The organism is Marinobacterium maritimum (assembly GCF_039523155.1).
Lineage (GTDB): Bacteria > Pseudomonadota > Gammaproteobacteria > Pseudomonadales > Balneatricaceae > Marinobacterium > Marinobacterium maritimum.
Map to the genome: position 1 here is coordinate 511320 of NZ_BAAAET010000002.1, position 24184 is coordinate 535503.

20 protein-coding genes and 1 other RNA gene are annotated in these 24184 nt (G+C 59.6%); 16 read left to right on the top strand and 5 right to left on the bottom strand.

The features are described 5' to 3' along the window. Window positions 1-55 precede the first annotated feature (55 nt). Together ABD013_RS08765 and ABD013_RS08770 are read right to left on the bottom strand one after the other, a co-directional pair. Window positions 56-601, bottom strand: coding sequence for a hydrolase (locus ABD013_RS08765; RefSeq protein WP_343804935.1), 546 nt, complete (start codon window positions 599-601; stop codon window positions 56-58). 30 nt (window positions 602-631) lie between these two features. Continuing rightward, window positions 632-1063, bottom strand: coding sequence for a MaoC family dehydratase (locus tag ABD013_RS08770; RefSeq protein WP_343805785.1), 432 nt, complete (start codon window positions 1061-1063; stop codon window positions 632-634). Between the two features lie 172 nt (window positions 1064-1235). Between ABD013_RS08770 and ABD013_RS08775 the strand changes: the two genes are divergently transcribed. From ABD013_RS08775 to ABD013_RS08785, 3 genes are read left to right on the top strand one after another with little or no spacing between them, the layout of a single operon-like run. After that, window positions 1236-2606 (top strand): malonyl-CoA decarboxylase, encoded by a 1371-nt coding sequence (locus ABD013_RS08775; RefSeq protein WP_343804937.1) that lies wholly within the window; start codon window positions 1236-1238, stop codon window positions 2604-2606. Between the two features lie 27 nt (window positions 2607-2633). Next, window positions 2634-3383, top strand: a complete 750-nt coding sequence (gene phbB, locus ABD013_RS08780; RefSeq protein ID WP_343804938.1) for an acetoacetyl-CoA reductase — start codon at window positions 2634-2636, stop codon at window positions 3381-3383. A 14-nt stretch (window positions 3384-3397) separates the two neighbouring features. Then, window positions 3398-5170, top strand: a complete 1773-nt coding sequence (locus tag ABD013_RS08785) for an acyl-CoA dehydrogenase (RefSeq protein WP_343804940.1) — start codon at window positions 3398-3400, stop codon at window positions 5168-5170. Window positions 5171-5183: 13 nt separating this feature from the next. Here ABD013_RS08785 and ABD013_RS08790 read toward each other — a convergent pair. Further along, window positions 5184-5258, bottom strand: a non-coding RNA gene (locus ABD013_RS08790) — sX9 sRNA. A 61-nt stretch (window positions 5259-5319) separates the two neighbouring features. Here ABD013_RS08790 and ABD013_RS08795 point away from each other — a divergent pair. From ABD013_RS08795 to ABD013_RS08835, 9 genes are all read left to right on the top strand, one after another. After that, the gene (locus tag ABD013_RS08795; protein WP_343804942.1) at window positions 5320-6741 is read left to right on the top strand and encodes an NAD-dependent succinate-semialdehyde dehydrogenase; all 1422 of its coding nucleotides are present in this window, start codon (window positions 5320-5322) and stop codon (window positions 6739-6741) included. Window positions 6742-6798: 57 nt separating this feature from the next. Beyond that, window positions 6799-8424, top strand: coding sequence for an acyl-CoA synthetase (locus tag ABD013_RS08800; RefSeq protein WP_343804943.1), 1626 nt, complete (start codon window positions 6799-6801; stop codon window positions 8422-8424). 211 nt (window positions 8425-8635) lie between these two features. Continuing rightward, entirely contained in the window at window positions 8636-9043 is a 408-nt protein-coding gene (locus ABD013_RS08805; protein ID WP_343804945.1) for a hypothetical protein, read from the top strand. A gap of 100 nt (window positions 9044-9143) precedes the next feature. After that, window positions 9144-10472, top strand: coding sequence for a TolC family protein (locus ABD013_RS08810; RefSeq protein ID WP_343804947.1), 1329 nt, complete (start codon window positions 9144-9146; stop codon window positions 10470-10472). Window positions 10473-10474: 2 nt separating this feature from the next. Further along, window positions 10475-12364: an efflux RND transporter periplasmic adaptor subunit gene (locus ABD013_RS08815; RefSeq protein WP_343804949.1), complete on the top strand. Its 1890-nt coding sequence runs from the start codon at window positions 10475-10477 to the stop codon at window positions 12362-12364. Then, window positions 12361-15555, top strand: coding sequence for an efflux RND transporter permease subunit (locus ABD013_RS08820; RefSeq protein WP_343804950.1), 3195 nt, complete (start codon window positions 12361-12363; stop codon window positions 15553-15555). Before ABD013_RS08815 ends, ABD013_RS08820 begins: the two co-directional genes overlap by 4 nt. Further along, entirely contained in the window at window positions 15555-15902 is a 348-nt protein-coding gene (locus tag ABD013_RS08825; RefSeq protein WP_343804952.1) for a copper resistance CopC family protein, read from the top strand. Before ABD013_RS08820 ends, ABD013_RS08825 begins: the two co-directional genes overlap by 1 nt. A 67-nt stretch (window positions 15903-15969) precedes the next feature. Continuing rightward, the gene (locus ABD013_RS08830) at window positions 15970-16212 is read left to right on the top strand and encodes an SHOCT domain-containing protein (RefSeq protein WP_343804954.1); all 243 of its coding nucleotides are present in this window, start codon (window positions 15970-15972) and stop codon (window positions 16210-16212) included. Between the two features lie 98 nt (window positions 16213-16310). Next, a complete protein-coding gene (locus tag ABD013_RS08835) occupies window positions 16311-17192 on the top strand; it encodes a copper resistance D family protein (RefSeq protein WP_343804955.1) in 882 nt (293 codons plus the stop codon). Between the two features lie 3 nt (window positions 17193-17195). Here ABD013_RS08835 and ABD013_RS08840 read toward each other — a convergent pair whose 3' ends face one another. Together ABD013_RS08840 and ABD013_RS08845 are read right to left on the bottom strand one after the other, a co-directional pair. Beyond that, the gene (locus ABD013_RS08840; protein WP_343804957.1) at window positions 17196-17873 is read right to left on the bottom strand and encodes a heavy metal response regulator transcription factor; all 678 of its coding nucleotides are present in this window, start codon (window positions 17871-17873) and stop codon (window positions 17196-17198) included. Window positions 17874-17890: 17 nt separating this feature from the next. Next, entirely contained in the window at window positions 17891-19303 is a 1413-nt protein-coding gene (locus ABD013_RS08845; protein ID WP_343804958.1) for a heavy metal sensor histidine kinase, read from the bottom strand. 190 nt (window positions 19304-19493) lie between these two features. Between ABD013_RS08845 and ABD013_RS08850 the strand changes: the two genes are divergently transcribed. The 4 genes from ABD013_RS08850 to ABD013_RS08865 are packed head-to-tail and all read left to right on the top strand — an operon-like array spanning window position 19494 to window position 24090. Then, entirely contained in the window at window positions 19494-21797 is a 2304-nt protein-coding gene (locus ABD013_RS08850; RefSeq protein ID WP_425543399.1) for a heavy metal translocating P-type ATPase, read from the top strand. Window positions 21798-21812: 15 nt separating this feature from the next. After that, window positions 21813-22166, top strand: coding sequence for a cupredoxin domain-containing protein (locus tag ABD013_RS08855; RefSeq protein WP_343804960.1), 354 nt, complete (start codon window positions 21813-21815; stop codon window positions 22164-22166). A gap of 14 nt (window positions 22167-22180) precedes the next feature. Further along, a complete protein-coding gene (locus tag ABD013_RS08860) occupies window positions 22181-22534 on the top strand; it encodes a cation transporter (RefSeq protein WP_343804962.1) in 354 nt (117 codons plus the stop codon). A gap of 38 nt (window positions 22535-22572) precedes the next feature. Then, window positions 22573-24090 carry a thymidine phosphorylase family protein gene (locus ABD013_RS08865; RefSeq protein ID WP_343804963.1) on the top strand — a complete coding sequence of 506 codons (1518 nt, stop codon included), beginning with the start codon at window positions 22573-22575 and terminating at the stop codon, window positions 24088-24090. Window positions 24091-24184: the final 94 nt, after the last annotated feature.

Consider the following 24184-nt stretch of genomic DNA (forward strand, 5'->3'; position numbering starts at 1 on the left):
ATGGGGAGGGGGCTTTGCCCCGGCGGCAGAAGACCGGGGCGTTTGGCGTCATCGATCAGCGCAGGAACTCCATGCTGAAGGCCTTGAACTGGGCCACATCGGAGCGGCGCATCCACTCGAAGCCGACCATTTCACGGGTAATCAGTTTGACCCCTTCCTTCTCCATGCGGCGCAGGGCGATTTCGGTGTCGAACGGGTTGCGGGCCGAGATGGAGTCGGCGACGACGAACACCTCGTAGCCCTCTTCCAGCAGACGCAGGGCGGACTGCATCACACAGGCCTGGGATTCCATGCCGCAGAGGATTGCCTGCTTGCGGTCCAGCTCGCGGAAGGCGTTACCAAATTCGGGGTCGTCGATGCAGGCGAAGTGGGCCTTGCCGAACAGTTTGTCGGCACCGACCAGTTCCCGCAGGCTCTCTTCGGTGTGCCCCAGGCCCTGTGGGTACTGTTCGGAGCCGATCACCGGCACTTCCATCAGCTGGGCCAGTCGGGTCAGCCACTTGCAGTTGTCCACGAGCCGCTCCTGTTCGTGGACGCCCGGCAGCAGCTTGGCCTGCACATCGATCACGACCAGTACGGACTTGTTCTTATCCAACAGCATGTTCATTCACTCCTTGCGCTTGTAGAGGGATCAGGCCGGGCGGCGGTCAACCATGTTGGTGGCTACGCCTTCGGCTACCACCTTGTCGCCCACGCGGCAGATGGTTTCAAGCTTGACGCGACGGCGTTCTGTGTTGATTTCCACCACGGTCGCGGTGGCGACCACTGTATCACCGATATGCACAGGTGCCTTGAACTTGAGCTGCTGGTCGACATAGATGGCGCCCGGCCCCGGCAGGCGTGTGCCCAGTACGGCCGAGATCAGTGCGGCGCTGAACATGCCGTGCACGATGCGCTGTTCGAACATGGTGGTCTTGGCGTATTCGGCGTTGATGTGCACCGGGTTGTCGTCGCCGCTGATGCCGGCAAAGAGGACGACGTCCGCATCGGTGATGGTCTTGGCGTAGCTCGCCTGCATGCCGACTTCCAGATCTTCCAGGTAGTAGCCGTGTAGTGCCTGCATAGAATCCTGCATGTTTTTATTCCTGTTTTTATTTCGTGATTCGATACTTTGGATCTTAAGGTTAGTGGTATTTATTCAAATAGCCAAGGGTTTTTACTTGGTTTTTGAAAGATGCTCTGCTAGCCTCGGTTCAAACAATGACAACAAGCACGCTTCGGGAGAGGACTCCGTTATGCCGACTCAGACAGCCAACTTGTTCGAAAGAGCCTTCAAGAAACTCGTTCCCTACGGGTTTGAAGCGGTCGCAGGCCGCCGGGCAGCGCCTGACATCATGAACCTGGATGCCGAGCTGCCGGAGACCGATCTGGCCCGCGTACGGGAGTGGGTCGACAACTGCCTGGATGCCCATGCCGGGCAGGTGGAAGCGCGTAACCGGGCGGCGATGCTGGGGCGGATGTACCTGAAGCTGTCGCACACCGGCAAGGTCCGTTTTCTGGGCATGCTGGCCGAGGAATACGGCATTGATGACGCCGGCGTGGAACAGGCGATCAATGGCTGGCAGAACGCGCAGAATGGCGACCGGGCGCGCAAGGCGCATCATTTGCGCAAAGCACTGGAACCAGCCCATAACCGGCTGCTGAAACAGTTCACCGGCGTGCCGTCCGGGGTGAAGTTCCTGGTCGATATGCGCGAGGAGCTGCTGAGCCTGAAGAAGGAGTACAGCACGCTGGAATCACTGGAAGCGGACCTGAAGGAGTTGCTGGCGACCTGGTTTGATGTGGGCCTGCTGCAGCTGGAGGAACTCAGCTGGAACTCCAGTGCGGCGTTGCTGGAAAAGCTGATCGCCTATGAGGCGGTCCATGAGATCCAGAGCTGGAGCGATCTGAAGAACCGGCTCGATTCCGACCGCCGCTGCTTCGCTTTCATCCACCCGAACATGCCGGAAGAACCGCTGATCTTCGTCGAAGTGGCGCTGGTCAACGGCCTGGCAGGCAGCGTCCAGAAGCTGCTGGATGAGCAGGCGCCGACGCAGGATATCGATAGCGCCGATACCGCGATCTTTTACTCCATCTCCAACGCCCAGCCCGGCCTGGCCGGCATCAGCTTCGGCAACTTCCTGATCAAGGAGGTGGTTAAGAAGCTGAGTGGCGAATTCCCGCAGCTGAAGCAGTTTGCCACCCTGTCACCAATCCCTGGGTTTGCCAAGTGGCTGGAGAACTGCCCGCCGGCCACGCTGTGTGAACTGCCTGGCGGCGAGCAGTGGCTGAGTCTGCCGGCGCCGCGAGTGGTGTCGGTGATTGAGGCAAACGAAGCGATGGAAACCCGTCAGGAGGCGCTGACCAAGCTGGCCGCGGCCTATCTCTGTCAGAGCAAGAAGGGCAAGCGTGCGCTGGATCCCGTGGCCCACTTCCACCTGAGCAACGGTGCCCAGGTGGCGCGGTTGAACTGGATGGGGGATGTGTCTCAGAAGGGGTTGAAACAGTCCGCCGGCCTGATGGTGAACTACCTCTATGAACTGCCGAAGATCGAGCAGCGCAGTGAACAGTACACCTCGGAGGGCGTGGTTTCGCAGTCCTCCGCCATCAAGAAATTACAGAAGTAAGCCATTAACAATAAGAAGGAGAACATCATGACCAATCGTATCGCAGTGGTAACCGGTGCCTCGGGTGGTTTGGGAACGTCCATGTGCCAGGCGCTGGTGGATCAAGGCCGCAAGGTGATCGGTACCCATCTGCCCAACGCGCAGGCGACGGCAGAGGCGCAGGACTGGCAGCAGACGATGCAGAGCCTGGGCTATCCGGTCGAGCTGTACCCGCTGGACGTGGCGGATTACGACGGTTGCCAAGCGTTCGTGCAGCAGGTTGAAGCCGAGCATGGCCCCATCGATATTCTGGTCAACAACGCCGGTATCACCAGCGATGCGCCGCTGAAGAAGATGGAAGTCGGACAGTGGAACCGGGTGATCGAGGTGAACCTGAACTCCATGTTCAACATGAGCCGCCAGGTGTTCGAGGGCATGTGCGAGCGCGGTTTCGGTCGCATCGTCAACATCTCCTCGCTGAACGGTGAAAAGGGTCAGTTTGGCCAGTGCAACTATGCCGCCACCAAGGCCGGTATCTACGGTTTCACCAAGTCGATCGCACTGGAAGGCGCGCGCAAGGGCGTGACCGTCAATGCGGTCTCCCCGGGTTACATCGACACCAAGATGGTGCGCCAGGTACCGGAGAAGGTGCTGGAAAGCATCGTGGCCGGTATCCCGGTGGGGCGTCTGGGGCAGCCGGAAGAGATTGCCCGTGCCGTGGCCTTCCTGACCGCCGATGATGCGGGCTTCGTCACCGGCACCAACCTGTCGGTGAACGGCGGCCAGTACATGGATTAAGGGGACAAGACAGCATGAGCGAGTACAGAGCACCCACCCGCGAGATGGAATTCGCCCTGCGCAACCTGGCCGGGTTCGACGAGATGGCCAAGGCCTGCAACTACGAGGATGCTTCCCCCGATGTGGTGGCAGCGATCCTCGAGGAAGCGGCCAAGTTCGCCGGCAACGAGATCGCACCGCTGAACCGAAGCGGTGACGAAACCGGTGTGCGTCTGGGCGAGGACCGTTGCGTCCAGACCCCGGACGGCTTCAAACAGGCCTACCGGCAGTACATTGAAGGGGGCTGGGCCGGCCTGCAGTTTGAAGCCGAGCTGGGGGGGCAGGCGCTGCCATTCTCGTTGGCCATTCCGGTGCAGGAGATGATCCACGCCGCCAATATGGCCTGGGGGCTCTGTCCGCTGCTGTCTCAGGGCGCCACCGAGGCGCTCAGTGAAAATGCCGACGAAACACTGAAACAGTTGCTGCTGCCGAAGATGATCAGCGGCGAGTGGACCGGCACCATGAATTTGACCGAGCCCCAGTCCGGCTCGGATCTGGCGACCATCCGTACTCAGGCACGTCCTGACGGCGACCACTACCGCATCACCGGCCAGAAGATCTTTATTACCTGGGGTGAGCACGATATGGCCGAGAACATCGTCCATCTCGTACTGGCCCGACTGCCGGACGCCCCGGCGGGCGTCAAGGGGATCTCCCTGTTTGCCGTGCCCAAGTTCATCCCCGATGCCGATGGCAGTCCCGGCGAGCGCAACGACTGTTATGCCCTGTCGCTGGAACACAAGATGGGGATCCACGCCAGCCCGACCTGCGTGATGAGCTATGGCGAGAACGGCGGCGCCCTCGGTTACCTGGTGGGCCAGGAGAACCAGGGGCTGGCCTGCATGTTCACCATGATGAACAACGCCCGCCTGACCGTTGGCCTGCAGGGGGTGGCGGTCTCCGAACGTGCGCTGCAGATGGCTCGCAGCTATGTTGCCGAACGCATTCAGGGCACCGCACCGGGCGAGCGTGAGCCGTCCCCGATTGTGCGCCATCCCGATGTGCGCCGCATGATGATGACCATGAAGGCGTTGACCGAGGCGGGCCGTGGTCTGGCCTATTCTGGCTGCGTGGCGGTCGATTATGCCAAGCATGCGCAGCTCGATGCTGAACGCCGGGCCTACTTCAAGCGTCGTGCCGACCTGCTGACACCGCTGGTGAAAGGCTGGTGCACGGAGATCGCCCAGGAGGTCACCTCGCTGGCGGTGCAGTGTCATGGCGGCATGGGCTTTATCGAAGAAACCGGCGTTGCCCAGCTCTACCGTGATGCCCGCATCCTGCCGATCTACGAAGGCACCAACGGCATCCAGGCGCTGGATCTGATCGGTCGCAAGACCATTCGTGATCGCGGGCTGGCGCTGCAGGAACTGCTGGCCGAGATGCGCGCTACGGCTGAGGAGGCACGCACTGCTGCGGCACTGGATGGATGCCGTATCGAGGCTTTCGGGCAATCGCTACAGCAGCTGGAAGAGGCACTGCAGCTGGTGCTGGACAGCAGCGCCAACGAGCATTTTGTCGGCTCGGTGGCGTTCAATTTCCTGATGCTGACCTCCACCGTCACGGCTGCCTGGTTGATGGTGAAATCGGTCCTGCTGGCTGCCAGTGAAAATGAAGGGGAGTTCCTGCAGGGCAAGCAGGTCAGCGCCCAGTTCTTTGTCGACCATATCCTGCCGCGCTGTGCCGGTTATCTGGCCTCGGTTCAGGCCGGAGATGATTCCATTATGGCGCTGCCGGAAACGGCGCTTTGAAGAAGTCATAACGGCCTATAAAAACGTAACGAGCAGCTCAGAGGCAAGGCGCACGGCGCGCAGGAACCGCAGTGTATTTGTGATACATGAGGATTCCGAGCACCGCGCAACGCAGCCTGTGAGTTGCGCAGTAGTTTTTCGGAGACACTATGTATATCAATGGACACTGGCTGACCGAGCGGAGCCATTTCCCGGTCACCAACCCCGCCAGCGGCGAAGTGATCGGCGAAGTACCCGATTGCACGGCCGAGGATATCGAGGCCGCCATCGCGGCCGCCAGCGAAGCGCTGAAGAGCTGGAAACAGACCACTGCCTATGAACGCTCAGGTCTGCTGTATCGCGCCTGGGAGATCATGCTCAGCCGCAAGCAGGAACTGGCCGAGCTGATGACGCGGGAGCAGGGCAAGCCGCTCAAGGCGTCACTGAACGAGGTGCAGTACGGCGCCGATTTCCTGCTCTGGTTCGCCGAGGAGGCCAAGCGCATCAATGGCCAGACGATCCCGTCGGCGCGCGACAACCAGCGCTTCATCACCCAGAAGGTGCCGGTTGGCGTAGTCGGCGCGATCACCCCGTGGAACTACCCTATCTCGATGATCACCCGCAAGCTGGCGCCGGCACTGGCCGCCGGTTGCACACTGGTGCTCAAGCCGGCGGAGCACACACCGCTGTGCGCCAAAGCGATGGCGGAAGTGTTCGAGGAAGCCGGTTTCCCGGCCGGTGTGATCAACGTGATCACCAGCCGTGATCCCGCGCCGGTCGGTGAGGCCTTCTGTACCGATCCGCGCATCAGGAAGCTGACTTTCACCGGCTCCACCGCCGTCGGCAAAAAACTCAATGCTCAGGCGGCGGCCCATATGAAGCGGGTGTCGATGGAGCTGGGTGGTCATGCGCCGGCGATTGTTTTCCCGGATGCCGACCCGGTCCATGCGGCCAAGGGGCTGTCGCTGGTCAAGTTCCTCAACACCGGTCAGGCCTGCATCAGCCCGAACCGCATCTTCGTCCACAGGGATCATGCCGAAGCCTTCCTGGCCGAGCTGACCGCACGGGTTTGTCGTCTGAAGGCCGGCAGCGGCTTTGAGGCGGGCAACAGCATCGGGCCACTGATCAACGAGGCGGCGCTGCAGAAGGTCGAAGCCCAAGTGCAGGATGCGCTGGCCAAGGGCGCCACCCTGTACACCGGTGGTCAGCGTCTGACAGACGGTGAACTGGCTGACGGCTGCTTCTATGCCCCCACGGTGCTGGCCGGTGTGACGCCGGAGATGAAGATCTACCGCGAAGAGACCTTCGGCCCGGTAGCACCGGTGGTGATCTACGGCGATGACGACGATGTGCTCGCCATGGCCAACGACACCGAGTACGGGCTGGCGGCCTATGTCTACAGCAACGACCTGTCCACCGCGTTCAAGGCGTTCGAGGGCCTGGAGTTCGGCATTATCGGCATCAACGATATCAACCCCACCAGCGCAGCGGCGCCCTTTGGCGGCATGAAGAACAGCGGGCTGGGGCGTGAAGGCGCGGAAGAGGGCATCGAGGAGTATCTGGAAACCAAACTGGGAGGTTTCGCCCTCTGATACCTGGCGCGTCATCACATTCGCAAACACCGTGATCTTGATAATAAGGATAAGAAAATGGAAAACATGTTTGAGCTTGATCTGGACCCTGTCGAGGCCAACAGCCCGGCGCTGACTCCGACGATTTTCATCAAGCGGGCTGCGCTCGCTCACCCCAATCGGACGGCGGTGATCCACGGCGATATCAAGCGTACCTGGCAGGAAACCTACCAGCGCTGCCTGAAGCTGGCTTCGGCGCTGCGCAAGCTGGGCGTGAAAAAGGGCGATACGGTCGCGGCACTGCTGCCCAACATCCCCGAGATGCTGGAACTGCACTTCGCCGTGCCCATGCTGGGCGCGGTGCTGAATGCGCAGAACACTCGCCTCGATGCCAAAACGATGACCTTCATGCTCAACCACGGCAAGGCCAGCGTCTTCTTCACCGACCGCGAATACAGCGACCGTGCCCGAGAAGCGCTGGCCGGCTGTGATGCCAAGCCTAAGGTGATCGATGTGGATGATCCGCTGTTCGACGGCGGCGAACTGATCGGGGACATGACCTTCGATGCGTTGCTGGCGACCGGGGATGACGACTTTGAGTGGGAACTGCCGGGACAGGAGTGGCAATCGATCGCGCTGAACTACACCTCCGGCACCACCGGCAATCCCAAGGGTGTGGTCTATCACCATCGTGGTGCCTTCCTCAGTGCTCTGAGTAACGTGATCGGCTTCGGCCTGCCGGATGGTGCCGTTTATCTGTGGACGTTGCCGATGTTCCACTGCAACGGCTGGTGCTACCCCTGGGCGGTGACGGCTGTGGCCGGTACCCATGTGTGCCTGCGTCAACCGCATCCCAAGCCGATCTTCGAGGCTCTGTCCCGGCATGGCGTGACCCACTTCTGTGCCGCGCCCATCGTGCTGAACATGCTGATCAACGCGCCTGAAGAGCAGAAGCTGCCGTTCGAGCAGCAGGTGACCGCCGCCACCGGTGGTGCTGCGCCTCCGGCGGCGACCATCGAGGCGATGGAAGAGATGGGCATCAAAGTGGTTCACCTCTATGGCCTGACCGAGACCTACGGTCCCAGTGTGGTCTGCGACTTCCAGGATGAATGGCACCAGCTGGAGCCGAAAGAGAAGGCGCAAAAGATGGCCCGTCAGGGTATCCCTTCGTTGACCATGTCCGACATGATGGTGGCCGACCCGCATACGCTGCAGCCGGTCCGACAGGATGGCGAGACCATCGGCGAAGTCTTCCTGCGCGGCAACTCGGTGATGAAGGGTTATCTGAACAACCCGGACGAAACCCAAAAGGCGTTCGCCGGCGGCTGGTTCCATACCGGCGATCTGGGGGTCTGGCATTCCGATGGCTATATCGAGATCAAGGATCGTTCCAAGGACATCATCATCTCCGGGGGGGAGAATATCTCCACGCTGGAAGTGGAAAGTGCCCTCTACAACCATCCAGCAATACTGGAAGCGGCTGTCGTGGCTGCTCCCGATGAGTACTGGGGTGAAATTCCCTGTGCTTTCATCACCATCAAGAATGGTGTCGATGCCCTGTCAGAGGACGATGTGATCGCGCATTGTCGTGAACATCTGGCCGGGTTCAAGATTCCGAAGCGGGTGATTTTTACCCCGGCATTGCCGAAAACCTCGACGGGTAAACTACAGAAGCATGTGCTGAGGGCGCAGTTGAGTGCCTAAGCTTTGATGCATGGAGGCGGCAGAGGGAATGCCTCTACCGCCTCTGAATTTTCTACACTAATCTGGCTTGGCGTCTTCTCAGGCCGGCCTGCAGTCGACTGTCCGCAAAATTACATCTGTGTAATCCAGCCGTTTTTTACTTGAGTCACCTCGCCCAACGTTTTAGATTAAAAGGGCTTATTGGCTAAAATCTCTTTCAGGTGAAAGATTCGTGCGCATTCGTACCTACATAGCCCTGTTTTTATATCTGTCGGCATTTTTATTGTCGGCGGTGGCGCGTGCGGATCAGGTGATGCCAATGGTGGTCATGCCGATGGATGAATCCCATTCCGGTTTCAGTCAGCCTATGGTGATGGCTGAGCATGCTGAGCACCTCATGCCGGTCAGCTCATCGGGCTGTTCTGTTCATGAACGATTATCCGGTGATGACCCGCCTGCTGGTAACGCCTGCCAGAATACGCCGGACTGCTCGCCTGATCACTGCTTCTCCTCACAGGGACTGGTCAGCCAACCCTTGGGCGTCATGCCTTATACCGCCCGCGAACACTTCAGTTCCGGCGGCTACCACCTTCTTTCTATTGTATTGATTCCCCCTGGTCGACCTCCCCGTCACGTCTGAACCATCCTGAATACTCGGCCTGACAAGGCCGGTTTCACCGATTGACCATGGTCTCTGTCCCCTGCGGGCAGCCCCATGAATGCGTTCAGACGAGGATGTTATGACAACAGATTACAAGGCCCGCCTGCGGAGCTGGGGACTGGCTGCCAGCCTGTTGCTGAGCAGCGCCATCCATGCCGCCGAGCTTACTCTGGAACAGGCCGTCGATCAGGCGCTGGCCAACGATATCTGGCTGAGTTCCAGCCACCATAATGAAACGGCCAAACGCGCCATGGCCGATGCGGCGGGAGCGTTGCCTGACCCGAAAGTCAGCCTTGCCCTGGCCAATATGCCGACCGACAGCTTTGACTTCGGTCAGGAAGGGATGACGCAATTTGCGCTCGGAATCTCCCAGATGCTGCCACGGGGCGACACGCTTGAGCTCAAGGAGCAGCGCTTCAGTCAGGAAGCCCATCTGCAGCCCCTGATGCGCCAGGAACGCCGTGCCCAGGTGCGAATGCAGGTCAGCCAGTTGTGGATAGAGGCCTGGCGGGCGCAGGAAAGTCTGGCGCTTATCCGCCGCAACCGGCGGCTGTTCAAGCAGCTCGAGGATGTGGCGACCTCCAGCTACATGGTCGGGCTGGGTAAGACACAGCAGCAGGATGTGGTGCGTGCCCAGCTCGAGCTGACTCAACTGGATGACAAGATCAGTCGTCTTGATCTGCAGTACGACACCCTTCGTGGTCGTCTTTCCGAATGGCTTGCCGCCACCCGTGAACGTTCTACCGGACTGGTTGATGTCGCCGCAGTCGATATCGCTGCACAGCCTCCGGTTTTAAAGTTGGAGCGGCAGTTGCCAACTGAGGATGGTGAGGACAGTCGTGCACGTTTATTCTTGCAACATCCGTCAGTGGTGCTGTTCGATCAGCAGATCGAAGTGGCCCAAACCGATATTCGCCTTGCAGAGCAGAGCTACAAGCCGGCCTGGGGCGTCAGCGCCAGCTACGGCTTTCGAGGCGATGATCCCATGGGGCAGGGCAGGGCGGACCTGTTCAGTCTTGGTGTGAGCATGGAGTTGCCACTGTTTTCCACCCGCCGGCAGGACGGTGAAGTGGCGTCGGCCGCTTCTCGGGCAGAGGTCGTACGCACCGAGCGTTTGCTCAAACTGCGCCAACTGTTGGCTGCCCACGACACCTCGATGGCGGCCTGGCAGCGGCTGAATGAACGCCTTTCTCTCTATCGAAAACAGTTGTTGCCGCAGACCGCGCAGGCGGCCGAGGCAGCATTGAATGCCTACACCCGGGATGTGGGAGATTTTGCCGAGGTTGTCAGAGCCCGAATCGCTGAATTGAATGCTCGTCTGGCGGAAATCGAAATTATGGCCGAGCAGCAGAAGCAGGTCGCCCAGCTTAATTACCTGATGACCCAGGTACGCCAGGAGGAGATGTGAACATGAATGGAGCTGTTAAATTTCTGGGCGTTCTTGTCCTGGGTGGTGTGATCGGCGGTGGGGCTGTTTACGTCCTGAATCCGGGGGCGAACTCCGCTGTTGGCAGCGGCTCGACCGCCTCGGGTGAGCCCGAACCGCTGTACTGGGTTGCGCCCATGGATCCCAATTACCGCCGTGACAAGCCCGGCAAGTCGCCGATGGGGATGGACCTGATTCCGGTCTACGAGGAAGATGCCGCAGCGGGGCCTGACGAGGGTCCCGGGACCATCCGGATATCACCCGAAGTGGTCAATAACCTGGGTGTCCGGACCGCCAGTGTTGCGCACAGTGCTCTGAGTTTCGAAGTCAGCACCGTAGGCTATGTACAGTACGATCAGGACCGAATCGTGCACCTGCATCCTCGGGTGGAGGGCTGGGTTGAGCGGATTCATGTGCAGGCGGCGGGTGAACCGGTCGAACAGGGGCAGCCACTGTACGAACTCTACTCGCCAGCGCTGGTCAACGCCCAGGAGGAAATGCTGTTTGCGCTGAGCCGTGGTGACAGCAGGCTGGCGCAGGCGGCGGAATCCCGTCTGCGTTCGCTGAACGTGTCTGATGAGGTGATCAAGACGCTACGGCGCGATCGCAAGGTCTCGCAAACCGTCACTTTTTACGCCCCGATCACCGGGGTGGTTGATGACTTTACCCTGCGTGAGGGGCTGTTTGTACAGCCGGGCATGACGCTGATGTCCATCGGCAGCCTTGATGAGGTCTGGGTCGAGGCGGAGGTGTTCGAGCGTCAGGCCAGCCTGGTCCAGCCCGGTTTGCCGGTGAGCATGGAGCTGGACTATCTGCCGGGGCGTGAGTGGCAGGGCAGCGTGGATTACATCTACCCGACCCTGGATTCGGACACCCGTACCCTGAGGGTGCGCATGCGCTTCGACAATAGCGATCACCTGCTCAAGCCCAACATGTTCGCGCAGGTACGGATCCACAACGATACCGAGAGCAATATTCTCAGTGTACCCCGTGAGGCGGTGATCCGAGGTGGTGGCGACAACCGGGTGGTGCTGGCGCTGGGCGAGGGCCGTTTCAAGTCCGTGAATGTCAGGACCGGACGCAGTGACGGGGACAGGGTCGAAGTGCTCGAAGGCGTGCGCGAAGGCGAGAAGGTGGTCACCTCGGCCCAGTTCCTGCTGGATTCGGAGTCCAGCAAAACCTCCGATTTCAAGCGCATGTACTACGGTGATGCCGAGGCCGGCAACGCTACCGCTCAGGCGGACAGCAGCGCGCCCAAGGCCAGGCCGACCCGCGTCTGGGTTGATGCCACCGTCAATGAGGTCATGCCCGAGCAGGGCAAGGTCAACGTCAACCATGGCGCCATACCCGACTGGGGCTGGCCCGAGATGCGCATGGACTTCTCTGTCTCCGAGTTTGTCGATATGACCGAGCTGGCGCCTGGTGCCAAGGGACAGATAGAGGTGCATAAACTCGATGCAGGCGGGTATGAGATCAGTGACGTGTTCATGGCGGACGCGGAGGCTGACAGTCAGGCGGGGGACAACACGCCCAAGGCCAAGCCGACCCGTGTCTGGGTCGATGCTACCGTCAATGCGGTGATGCCCGAGCAGGGCAAGATCAACGTCAGTCATGCTGCCATTCTCGACTGGGGCTGGCCTGAAATGCGCATGGACTTCACTGTCTCAGAGTTTGTCGATATGGCGGAGCTGGCGCCTGGTGCCAAAGGCCAGATAGAGGTCAGCAAGCTCGAGGGCGGCGGTTATGAGGTTGTTGATGTCTTTATCACCGAGCCGGGCGAAGGGAGTGCGGACTCGCCTGCGATGGAAGGCATGGACCACAGCATGCACACCATGGACCAGAACGCTTCCGGCAGCAGCGAGGGCACACAATGATCGAATCTGTCATTCGCTGGTCGGTCGGCAATCGCTTCTTCGTACTGCTGGCGACCCTGCTGCTGCTGGGATGGGGCGGCTGGTCGCTGAAAAATACCCCGGTCGATGCGATACCGGATCTGTCCGATGTCCAGGTGATCATCAAGACCAGCTACCCCGGCCAGGCGCCGCAGGTAGTCGAGGACCAGGTCACCTATCCGCTGACTACCGCTATGATGTCGGTCCCCGGTGCCGAAACTGTCCGCGGTTTCTCATTTTTCGGTGATTCCTACGTCTACGTAATTTTCGACGAGGATACCGATATCTACTGGGCACGCAGCCGGGTGCTGGAATACCTGTCGCAGGTGGCGCCCTCGTTGCCGGATAATGCCCGCCCCCAACTGGGGCCAGATGCGACCGGTGTCGGCTGGGTGTATCTCTATGCACTGCAGGACACCAGCGGCCAGCATGATATTGGCGAGCTGCGTTCGTTGCAGGACTGGTTCCTCAAGTATGAGCTGCAGACCGTACCCGGTGTTTCCGAAGTTGCGGCGATCGGCGGCATGGTCAAGCAGTACCAGGTTCAGGTCAATCCTGAAAAGCTGAGAGCACTGAACATTCCGCTGGCCCAGGTGCAGAATGCGATCCGCAGAGGCAACCAGGAAGTAGGGGCGTCGGTAGTGGAACTGGCCGAGGCGGAGTACATGGTCCGCGCCAGCGGCTACATCCAGGGTGTGGCAGACCTTGAGAGCATCCCCCTCGGAGTCAACGTCAAGGGCACACCATTGTTGCTGAAGGATGTAGCTGAGATCGGAATCGGGCCGCAGATGCGTCGAGGCGTCGCCGAGCTGAACGGTAACGGTGAAGTGGTCGGCGGTGTGGTTGTCATGCGCTTCGGTGAAAACGCCCAGCAAACTATCGAAGGGGTGAAGGAAAAGCTGCAATCGCTCAAAGCCGGCCTGCCGGAAGGGGTGGAGATCGTCACCGTGTATGACCGCTCCGGCCTGATTGGCCGTGCTGTCGAGAACCTCTGGCACAAGCTGCTGGAGGAGTTCGTGGTGGTGGCGCTGGTCTGCATGCTGTTCCTGTTCCATATTCGCTCGTCGCTGGTGGCGATTGTCAGCCTGCCGGTCGGCATTCTGGCGGCCTTCGGGGTCATGCACCTGCAGGGCATCAACGCCAACATCATGTCGCTGGGCGGGATCGCCATCGCCATCGGGGCGATGATCGACGGCGCCATCGTGATGATCGAGAACATGCACAAGCATATGGAGCGCACGCCACTGACACCTGAAAATCGCTGGAAGGTGGTGGCGGAATCCGCCAGTGAGGTGGGGCCGGCTCTGTTCTTCAGCCTGTTGATCATCACCGTCAGCTTCGTACCGGTTTTTACACTGGAGTCCCAGGAAGGACGGATGTTCTCGCCGCTGGCATTCACCAAGACCTATGCGATGGCCGCCGCTGCGGCGCTGGCGATTACTTTGGTCCCTGTGCTGATGGGCTACTTCATCCGCGGCAAGGTGCTGCCGGAGCACAAGAACCCGATCAACCGCCTGCTGACGGCGGTGTACATGCCAACGCTGAAAGCCGTGCTGCACTATCCGAAAATCACCCTCCTGGGGGCATTGGCGGTGCTGGCGCTGGGTTTCTGGCCGGTGGACAAGATCGGCAGTGAGTTCATCCCGAACCTGGATGAAGGCGACCTGATGTACATGCCCACCACCTATCCCGGCATCTCCATCGGTCAGGCGCGGCAGGTGTTGCAGCAGACTGACAAGCTGATCGCAACGCTGCCGGAGGTGGAGAATGTGTTCGGCAAGGTGGGGCGTGCCGAGTCGGCCACTGATCCGGCACCGCTGACCATGATCGAGACCTTTATTCAGCTCAAGCCGCGTGACCAGTGGCGCGAAGGGGTGACCACCGAAAGCCTCAAGCAGGAGCTGGATGCACTGGTCAAACTGCCGGGGGTTACCAACGCCTGGGTCATGCCGATCAAGACCCGTATCGACATGCTGGCGACCGGTATCAAGACCCCGGTGGGCATCAAGATTGCCGGGCCGGAACTGTCGCAGATTCAGGCGATCGGGCAGCAGCTGGAAACCATCCTCAAGGATGTTCCCGGCACGGCGTCGGTCTATTCCGAACGCGTGGCCGGCGGTCGCTACATCAAGGTTGATATTCAGCGTGGTGATGCGGCTCGTTACGGCCTTAACATCGCCGATATACAGCAGATCGTAGCCAGCGCCGTGGGCGGGATGAATGTCTCCCAGACTGTTGAAGGGCTGGAGCGCTACCCGGTCAATGTACGTTATCCACAGGAGTACCGAGACTCGCCGGAACAGTTGGCGCTGTTGCCTATCGTGACCCCGGCAGGCCAGCGTATCGCCCTGGGTGATGTAGCCCGCATTTACATAGAGGATGGTCCTCCCGGAATCAAGAGTGAAAACGCACGCCTGAACGGCTGGACCTTCATCGACATCGATGGCGTCGACCTGGGCACCTATGTGGCCAGAGCACAGGACGTGGTGGCCGAGGAGCTGGATCTGCCGGCGGGTTACTCGATCAATTGGTCAGGGCAGTATGAGTACATGCTCAGGGCCAAGGAAAAACTGACCTACGTAATCCCGCTGACGCTGGCGATCATCGTGGTACTGCTTTACCTCAACTTCCGCAATGTGACGGAAGTGGCCATCATCATGGGCACCCTGCCGCTGGCGATGGTCGGCAGTGTCTGGCTGATGTACTTGCAGGGCTTCAATTTCTCGATCGCGGTGGGCGTGGGCTTTATTGCTCTGGCAGGTGTGGCCGTCGAGATCGGCGTGATCATGCTGGTGTACCTGAATCAGGCCTGGCGAGAGATGCTGCAGCGCTGTGCCACGCACCAGGTAGTGCCACGGGAGGAAACCCTGCGCCATGCGGTGCTGCACGGCGCCGGTCTGAGGGTACGCCCGGTCATGATGACGGCTGCTGCGATCATCGTCGGTTTGCTGCCGATTCTATACGGCAGCGGGACCGGCTCGGAAGTGATGAGTCGTATTGCCGCACCGATGGTGGGCGGTATGGTCAGCGCCGTGGTGTTGACCCTTCTGGTGCTGCCTGCTGTCTATTATTTATGGCGCTTGCGTTCATTGCACACCCTGACCCCCGAGTCACTGGCGGAAGCGTTCCCGGTGACCCAATCCGATAACACTAAAGAAAAGGAAACACCCTGATGCGTATGTTCAAATCCCTGTTGGCTGCCGGCCTGATTGCACTTTCCGCACCGGCCCTGGCACACACCGATATGATGGAAAGCCATCCGATGGACGGGGCGATGATGATGGAGCAGGTCAGTGAGCTGAAGCTAAACTTCGGCAAGCCGGTTCGCCTGGTCAACGTCAAGCTGATCAGTTCCGATAATCGTCCGGTTTCTATCGACTTCAAGCCGGTCATGGAGCCGGGCAAGCAGTTCAGCGTACCTGTGCCGATGCTGAAACCGGACAACTACACCGTGCACTGGACCACCATGGGTGATGATGGTCACAAGATGAAAGGTTCCTTCGGGTTCATGCAGCACTAAACGAACCGGGCGGCCTGCAGCGGAGCTTGCAGGCCTGACCCGATCAGGCAAATGAGGAGGTATCACCATGTGGGGTGACTATCAGGTCCATGGCTGGGGCTGGATGCTGTTCGGAGGCGTCCATATGATTCTGTTCTGGCTGCTGATGGTGTTGCTGATTGTGGCTCTGGTCAAATGGCTGAAAGGACCGAGTAACACAGAGGAGCGGGGCTCGCAGGATGCGCTCGATATCCTTGATCAGCGACTGGCACGCGGGGAGATCGATATGGAAACCTACCGCAAGATGAAACAGGAGCTGCTGCAACGCTAGCAGTGGAGACCAGGCTTCGGGTGATCGCAATGAGCAGGCCCCTGTTGCCCGGGGTATATTTCAAAGACCTATGAGTTGAACGGGTTGGAGGAGGTACTGTGGGTGATTGGGAATGGCTGACACTGGCTTCACGCTGGGTGCTCTATCTGGGAATGGCGATCGCGGTGGGTGGCATTGCCGGCGAATGGCTGTTACACCGTTACCGGGCGCTTAGCCCTGCTCTGAAGCGCTACACCCTGACAGGTATTCTGCTGGCGCCTCTGGCATTGGTCGCCCACTTCCTGATCCGTGCCGGTTCGCTGGCTGAAGCCGGCATCGGCGGCATGTTCGATCCGGTCATGCTGCAGTTCATGTGGCAGTCCACGGTGGGCGATGCTCTGGTCTGGGCAGGATCAGGCATGTTGTTGCTGGGGGTATCCCACTATCTCAACGTGCGCTCGGGTGATACCGGCCCCATGCATTGGCTGCAACTGGTCACGGCCGTGGCCGGCATGATCACCCTGGCGTTTTCCTACACCCTCAGCGGACATGTGCAGAGCGCTGGTCTGCTCAGCGCGTTCACCCTGATAACGCATGTGCTGTTGATCTCCTGGTGGATGGGATCGCTGTTTCCGCTCTGGCTCGTCACGCACCATCTCGACTCAGATCAAAGCCATGAAGTACTGGAGTTGTTCGGTCGGCTGGCGCTGCCTGCGGTTCTGTTGGTGCTTATAGCCGGCATGGTGCTGAGCTACCGTCTGACCGGCTGGTCAGCGGAACTGATAGAAAGCCGTTACGGCTTCTGGCTGATGCTCAAGGTGGCGCTGGTTGTAGTCATTCTGGCATTGGCCGCTTTCCACAAACTTTACCTGGTTCCGGCGCTCAAGCGGGCTGGAGACGCTCGCTCGATGAAGCGCTCGTTGCTGCTGGAAAAGGCTGTGGGCATGGCAATTCTGGGCGTTACTACGGTGCTGGCAGTGCTGGTGGGGCCGGGGCATTAAACCTCAGGAGCGTTCCTCCAGCACATAGCCCATGCCTCTGACCGTATGAATCAGCTTCTTGTCGAAGGGGTCGTCCACCTTGCTGCGCAGTCGCCTGACGGCGACTTCGATCACGTTGGTGTCGCTGTCGAAATTCATGTCCCAGACCTGGGAGGCGATCAGTGACCGTGGCAGGATCTCGCCCTGGCGGCGCATCAGCAGTTCCAGCAACGAGAACTCCTTGGCGGTCAGGTCGATGCGCTGTTGCTGACGGCTGACCTTGCGCTTGATCAGATCCAGCTCCAGGTCGGCAACAGTCAACAGGGTCGGTTCGGCAGGACCTCGGCCGCGGCGCAGCAGGGTGCGCACCCGGGCCAGGAGTTCGGAAAAGGCAAACGGCTTGATCAGGTAGTCATCCGCGCCCAGTTCCAGCCCCTTGACGCGATCATCCACGTCGTCAAGCGCTGTCAGAAACATGACCGGGGTAGCATTGTCGCGCTTGCGGATCGCCTGCAGAATCTGCCATCCATCCATCTCGGGCAGCAGCACATCGAGTATGACCAGGTCGTAGTGCTCATCCGTCACCAGGGACAGACCGTCACGCCCGGTGCGGGCAAGGTCGACATTAAAACCGGCTTCGCCAAGCCCCTGGCGGAGGTAATTCCCGGTCTTGATTTCATCTTCCACAATCAGCAGTTTCAACGTGATCTCCTAAAGGTTCAGCGAATGGCCGTTTCTTCATTCGGCATGCCCTGGCGGTGTATCGGCAGTATCAGGGTGAAACAGGTTTCCGCGTTTCCGGAGCAAACCGACACGTCTCCGCCATGAGCGCGGGCGATGGCTCGGGTAATGGGCAGGCCAAGCCCGGTACTCTCAGTCAGTCCGTGGGAGCGGGCCGGGTCGCAGCGATAGAAACGATCGAATATATAGCGCAGATCATGCTCTGAAATGGGCGACCCCTGATTGCATACATTGACCCTGACCTGGTCCTCATCGGTTTGAATCTCGACTCGAATCAGCCCGCCGGGCAGAGTGTGGCGCACGGCGTTGGAAATCAGGTTGCCGAGCGCACGATCGATCATCAGGCGGTCGCCGCAGGTTGAGCCCTGTCCCTGCTGCGTCAGGGTGACCTGACGATCTTCGGCCAGGGCTTCATAGAAATCGAACAGTTTGCCGACCTCTTGCGCCAGGTCCACTCTGTCGGTTGAAGGCAGTTGCAGGCCGTTGTCCGCCTTGGCCAGAAAGAGCATGTCGGAAATCATGCGCGACAGACGCTCGAACTCTTCCAGGTTCGAGGCAAGAATGTCGGAGTACTCCTCGCAGGTGCGCGACTGGGACAGCGATACCTGAGTTTGTGTCATCAGGTTGCTGAGTGGGGTGCGCAATTCATGGGCAATGTCTGACGAGAAGTGGGCAAGCCGGTTGAAGGACTCTTCCAGCCGGTCCAGCATCCGGTTCAGCTCAAGCCCCAGGTCGGAAATTTCTGTCGGTACCGACTCCAGAGGCAGGCGCTGGTCAAGTCGTTCGGCAGTGACAGCACGTGCCCGAGCCTTGATCAGTCGCAGCGGGGCAAGCCCCTTGCGAACCGCCAGCCAGCCGAGCAGGGTGCTTAGCAGTGTCGCCAGCAGCATGAAGGTGAGCAGTTGGGCAGCAAAGGTCTGCATGAAAAGGGTATGTCGGGTGGTTTCAATGCCTCCGGTGATGATCACCCCCTGCCCTGCAGAAGTCGCTTCGCTCAGAAGCAGGGTGATGCCACGGTAACCGGTGTCCTGCGATGACCATTCTGCCCGGTAGCGCTTGCCGGGTTGCAGGGATTCTCCGGCTGGAAGCGGAAATGACAGGGGGCCGGAGGCGAAAAGGGTTTGGCCTGAACTAGACTTGATATGCAGCTCCAGATAGCTGTGGCTCAATACGAGTTCGTTTAACACCGCCGCCATTGCATCCTTGTCGACCGGGGGCGGGCCCTGGTTCAGGATACTGATCACCTGGTTCAATTTGTCTTCAATTTCGGCGAAATCCTCGGTGGCAAAGTGATTTTCAACCGAGCGCTGAATGAGGAGTCCGAGACCGGCCAGAATGCAGACCGAGACCAGTGAAAACAGGAGTGTCAGGCGGAGTGTCAGTGACATCATAAACATTAACCCGGGGACTGAACCCGCTCGAATCATTGGCTGGCCCTCTGGTCAAAACCATCAGGGCGATACAAGTGTGCCATCCCGGCATCGACAATGCCGAATTATGACGAAAAAGTAATCTTCAGGTCAGCACTCTGTCGGGACGGTCAGCCATACTGTCAGATGAAGATTAGACAAGGAGTACCCGATGACTGCAGAACATCAGCATGCCCAAGGCGCACCCTGTCATCATGGTGACAGCACTGAGCCGCCGACTGTAGTGCCGCAACAGGTACTGATGATTGAGGGCGCCGGCTGTGCCAGCTGTGTCGGCAAGATCGAATCGGCTCTGAACCGGGTGCCGGGAGTTCAGGAGGCGAGCATGAACTTTGCCGAACGCACCGTGACGGTGAGCGGTGAAGTGTCCAGCGATGACCTGGTTCGAGCGGTTGAGCAGGCCGGGTACGGTGCACGGGCTGCCGCGCAGGAAAGCAGCGCCGAGCTGCTGGATGAAAAGGAAGAAGCGGACCGGCAGTACTATAAGCGCTTGCTGCGCGAGATGAGTATTGCGCTGGGGCTGGGGATTCCGTTGATGATTTACGGCCTCGCCATCGGCGAAATGACCGTGACCACCACGACGGAGCGTGTGGTGTGGGCGCTGGTCGGTCTGGCGACCCTGGCGGTCATGTTGCTGGCCGGGCGGCATTTTTATGTCGGCGCCTGGAAATCGCTCCGTAACCACAGCGCCAACATGGATACCCTGATTGCGCTGGGCACGGGAACGGCCTGGCTCTACTCGATGGTAGTGGTGATGGTACCGGATGTAGTGCCACTGATGGCCCGCCATGTCTATTTCGAGGCCACGGCCATGATCATCGGTCTGATCAACCTGGGATTGGCGCTGGAGGTCCGTGCCCGAGGCCGTACCTCGGAAGCGATCAAGCGCCTGATCGGGCTGCAGGCCAGGACCGCCAGAGTGCTGCGAGATGGGCAGGAAGTCGATATTCCCATTGAACAGGTGCAGCAAGGTGATCAAGTCAGGGTAAGGCCTGGTGAAAAGATTCCGGTCGATGGTGTGGTGTCGGATGGGCACTCATTGGTGGACGAGTCCATGCTGACCGGTGAGCCCATGCCGGTGGAAAAGAGCGTCGACGATGAGATCGTTGGCGGGACCCTTAACAAGTCGGGCTCCCTGCTGTTCAAGGCTACCCGGGTCGGCAAGGATACTGCGCTGGCCCGTATTATCTCGATGGTCAAGCGAGCACAGAACTCCAAACCGCCTATCGGCCGGCTGGCGGATGTCATTTCCGGCTACTTCGTGCCCGCCATTATGATCATCGCTGTGGCCAGTGCCCTTATCTGGCTGAACTTCGGGCCTGAGCCCACAATCGCCTTTGCGGTGGTATCGGCTACCACTGTGCTGATCATCGCCTGTCCCTGTGCACTTGGCCTTGCGACACCCATGTCGGTGATGGTCGGCGTGGGCAAGGCCGCCGAGGCGGGAGTGTTGATTCGTAACGGTCAGGCCCTGCAGACGGCGTCCAAAATTACCGCGATGATTCTGGACAAGACCGGGACCATCACCGAAGGGACGCCGAAAGTGACCGAAGTGATTCCCTTTGAGGATATGGATGAGGCCGAGGTCATGAAGCTGGCGGCAACACTGGAGCAAGGCTCAGAACACCCGCTGGCTCAGGCGATTGTCGAGTCGGCCAGGGAGCGTGACATCAAGCCCGGTTATGTTGATGACTTCAATGCCATTGCTGGCCACGGTGTGGAAGGGCGTGTCGAGGGCCGCTCACTGCTGTTCGGCAATGAGAAACTGATGCGTGACCGGGAGATCGCACTTGATGAGCACCTTGAGCAGGCGCAGAAGATGGCGGCACAGGCTCGGACACCGATGTATCTGGCGGCAGATGGCCGCTTGCTGGCGTTGATCGCCGTGGCTGACCCGATCAAGGAAGACTCGGTGGCTGCCATCAGGCGATTGCAGAAGGATGGAATCCGTGTGGTCATGCTCACCGGCGACAACCGCGATACCGCGAAGGCTGTTGCCGAGCAGGTCGGTATCGATGAGTTCTTTGCCGAGGTGTTGCCGGAAGACAAGTCCGGCAAGGTTGCCGAGCTGCAGCAGCAGGGCGAGATCGTAGGGATGACCGGTGACGGGATCAATGATGCGCCTGCGCTGGCTTTGGCCGATGTGGGGTTCGCCATCGGCACAGGGACGGATGTGGCGATCGAGAGTGCCGATGTCACTCTGATGAGAGGGTCGCTGCACGGGCTTGCCGATGCCATTGCCGTGAGCCGAGCCACCCTGAAAAACATCCGCCAGAACCTGTTCGGGGCATTCATCTACAACGCGGCCGGGGTGCCGGTGGCGGCGGGTCTGCTGTATCCCTTCTTCGGCATCTTGTTGAGCCCCGTGATTGCGGGGGCTGCGATGGCGTTCTCGTCACTGACGGTGGTGACCAACGCCAATCGTCTGCGCCTGTTCAAGCCGCAGGAACACTGACAGGGAGACAGTAGTATGATGGTAATTAATCTGTTGGGACTGCTGTTGATTGCGCTGATCGTCTGGTGGTTCTGGCTTTACCGAGAATCAGCCGCGGAAATGGATGTCGGCGAGATTACGATCGAGGTACAGGACGGTATCTATGCGCCGGCGCATATCCGCATACCGGCGGGGCAGCCCGCCAAGCTGAATTTCCTGCGCAAGGATCCTTCGCCCTGTGCCAGTGTGGTCGTGTTCAAGGATTTCGACATCAGCGAAGAGTTGCCGTTGAACAAAACCCGTCAGGTGGAGTTGCCGCCGATGAAGCCGGGCCATTACCCCTTTACCTGCCAGATGCAGATGTACAGAGGTGAAGTGATTGTGGAGTAACGGAGGTAGGACGAATGAGTGATCTTGACCACAAGCCCGGGGTGAAGGAAGTGAATCTGGTCAGCCACCGGCTCAAACTGGCCGATGTCAGTGAACAGGCCGCGACGACCCTGGTAGACGAGGTTGACCAGCTGTTCGGCATGGACAGAGTGGCCTTTGATGCACCGACCTCCTGCCTGTTTTTTGCCTACGATGCGACGCACTGCAGTCTGGACAAAGTTGAAGAGGTCATCCGGCAGCAGGGGGCCAGGCTCGATGATGGCTGGTGGAACAGGCTCAAGTGCAGCTACTACCGCTTTGTCGATCAGAACATGAAGGATAACGAGGCCCACGAGCCTCACTGTTGTAACAAGGCCCCGCGCAAGTAGTCACGATTTATATGATGTCGACTGAATCGGAGGACCGGATGGAGGAAGCCAACAACCAACAGAACCGTCTCAGTGCCACCCGGGTTGGGATCGACACCTATCAGGAGTCGGTGGCCTATATGCGTGATGACTGTCTTATCTGCCGTGCAGAGGGCTTTGGTGTCCAGACCCGAGTCGAAATTCGGTCCGGAGAGCGGAGCATCATTGCCCGGCTTAACGTGGTCGAGTCCGATGCGGGGATGCTGTCGCCAGGGCATATAGGTCTTTCCAAGGTCGCCTGGGAGCGGCTGGCGCTGACCGATGGGCGGGAGGTCAATGTCAGTCATCCCGCCTGGGTTAACTCGCTGAGTTATGTCCGGCGAAAAATCTTCGATCAGCCTCTGACTCGGGAGCAATTCGGTGCCATCGTGCTGGATATACAGGCGGGGCGGTATACCGACGTACATATCGCCAGCTTTCTTACGGCTTGTGCCAACCGTCTGGATGTCGATGAAGTGGCACATTTGACCCGTGCCATGGTTGATGTTGGCACCTGTCTGACGTGGCCGGATAGTGGTGTGGTGGTGGACAAGCACTGTATTGGTGGCTTGCCCGGCAACAGAACCACGCCAATTCTGGTGTCGATAGCGGCCGCCGCAGGTCTGACGATGCCGAAAACGTCCTCACGGTCGATCACCTCGCCTGCGGGAACCGCCGATACCATGGAGGTTCTTACCCGGGTTGACCTGGATATGGACAGGATTCGCAGTGTCGTGCAGCAGGAGGGGGCCTGTCTGGCCTGGGGCGGCAACGCCAGCCTGAGCCCCGTTGACGATATCCTGATCCGGGTTGAAAAGGCGATGGACCTGGACAGCGAGGGGCAACTGGTCGCCTCGGTAATGTCGAAGAAGATAGCGGCCGGATCTACCCATATTCTCATCGATATACCCGTGGGGCCGACGGCAAAGGTTCGTACCCGGTCATCGGCTGAGGCGTTGAAAAAGGTCTTCGAGCAGGTGGGTCAATGTCTGGGCGTTGTGGTGTGCCCTGTGATCACTGATGGAAGTCAGCCTATCGGCCGGGGTATAGGTCCTCTGTTCGAAGCAGAAGATGTGTTGGCGGTGTTGCAGAACCAGGATGATGCCCCGGCCGATCTGCGTGATCGAGGCGTGATGCTGGCTGGTCTGATCCTGGAGATGGCTGGCAGGTCTGAAGTTGGTCATGGGCAGTCGTTGGCCCGGGAACTGCTGACATCGGGTGCAGCCTGGCACAAGTTCAAGGCGATCTGTGAAGCGCAGGGTGGGCTAAGAAAGTTGCCACGGGTTCGGTACAGGCGTCGGCTTGAGGCCCCCGTCAGCGGATCGGTTAAGGCAATCGACAACCGCAAATTGGCCAGTCTGGCCAAGCTGGCCGGAGCACCGAATGCCAAGGCGGCCGGGGTCCGCCTTTTGGTCAAGGTGGGGGACAAGGTTGCCAAGGGTAATGCCCTGCTGGAGCTTTGTGCCGAAACAAAGGGAGAGCTGCGCTACGCCGAGTCCTATTTGAAACAGGTGCCGGACATGATTCAGCTGCAATGATGAATGGCGATTGGCTCTTGAAGAGAAGATGCCTGTGTCGGACAGTGCATGTGGATAATGCGAGCACATAATCCGATATTTAACAAAGGGGGCG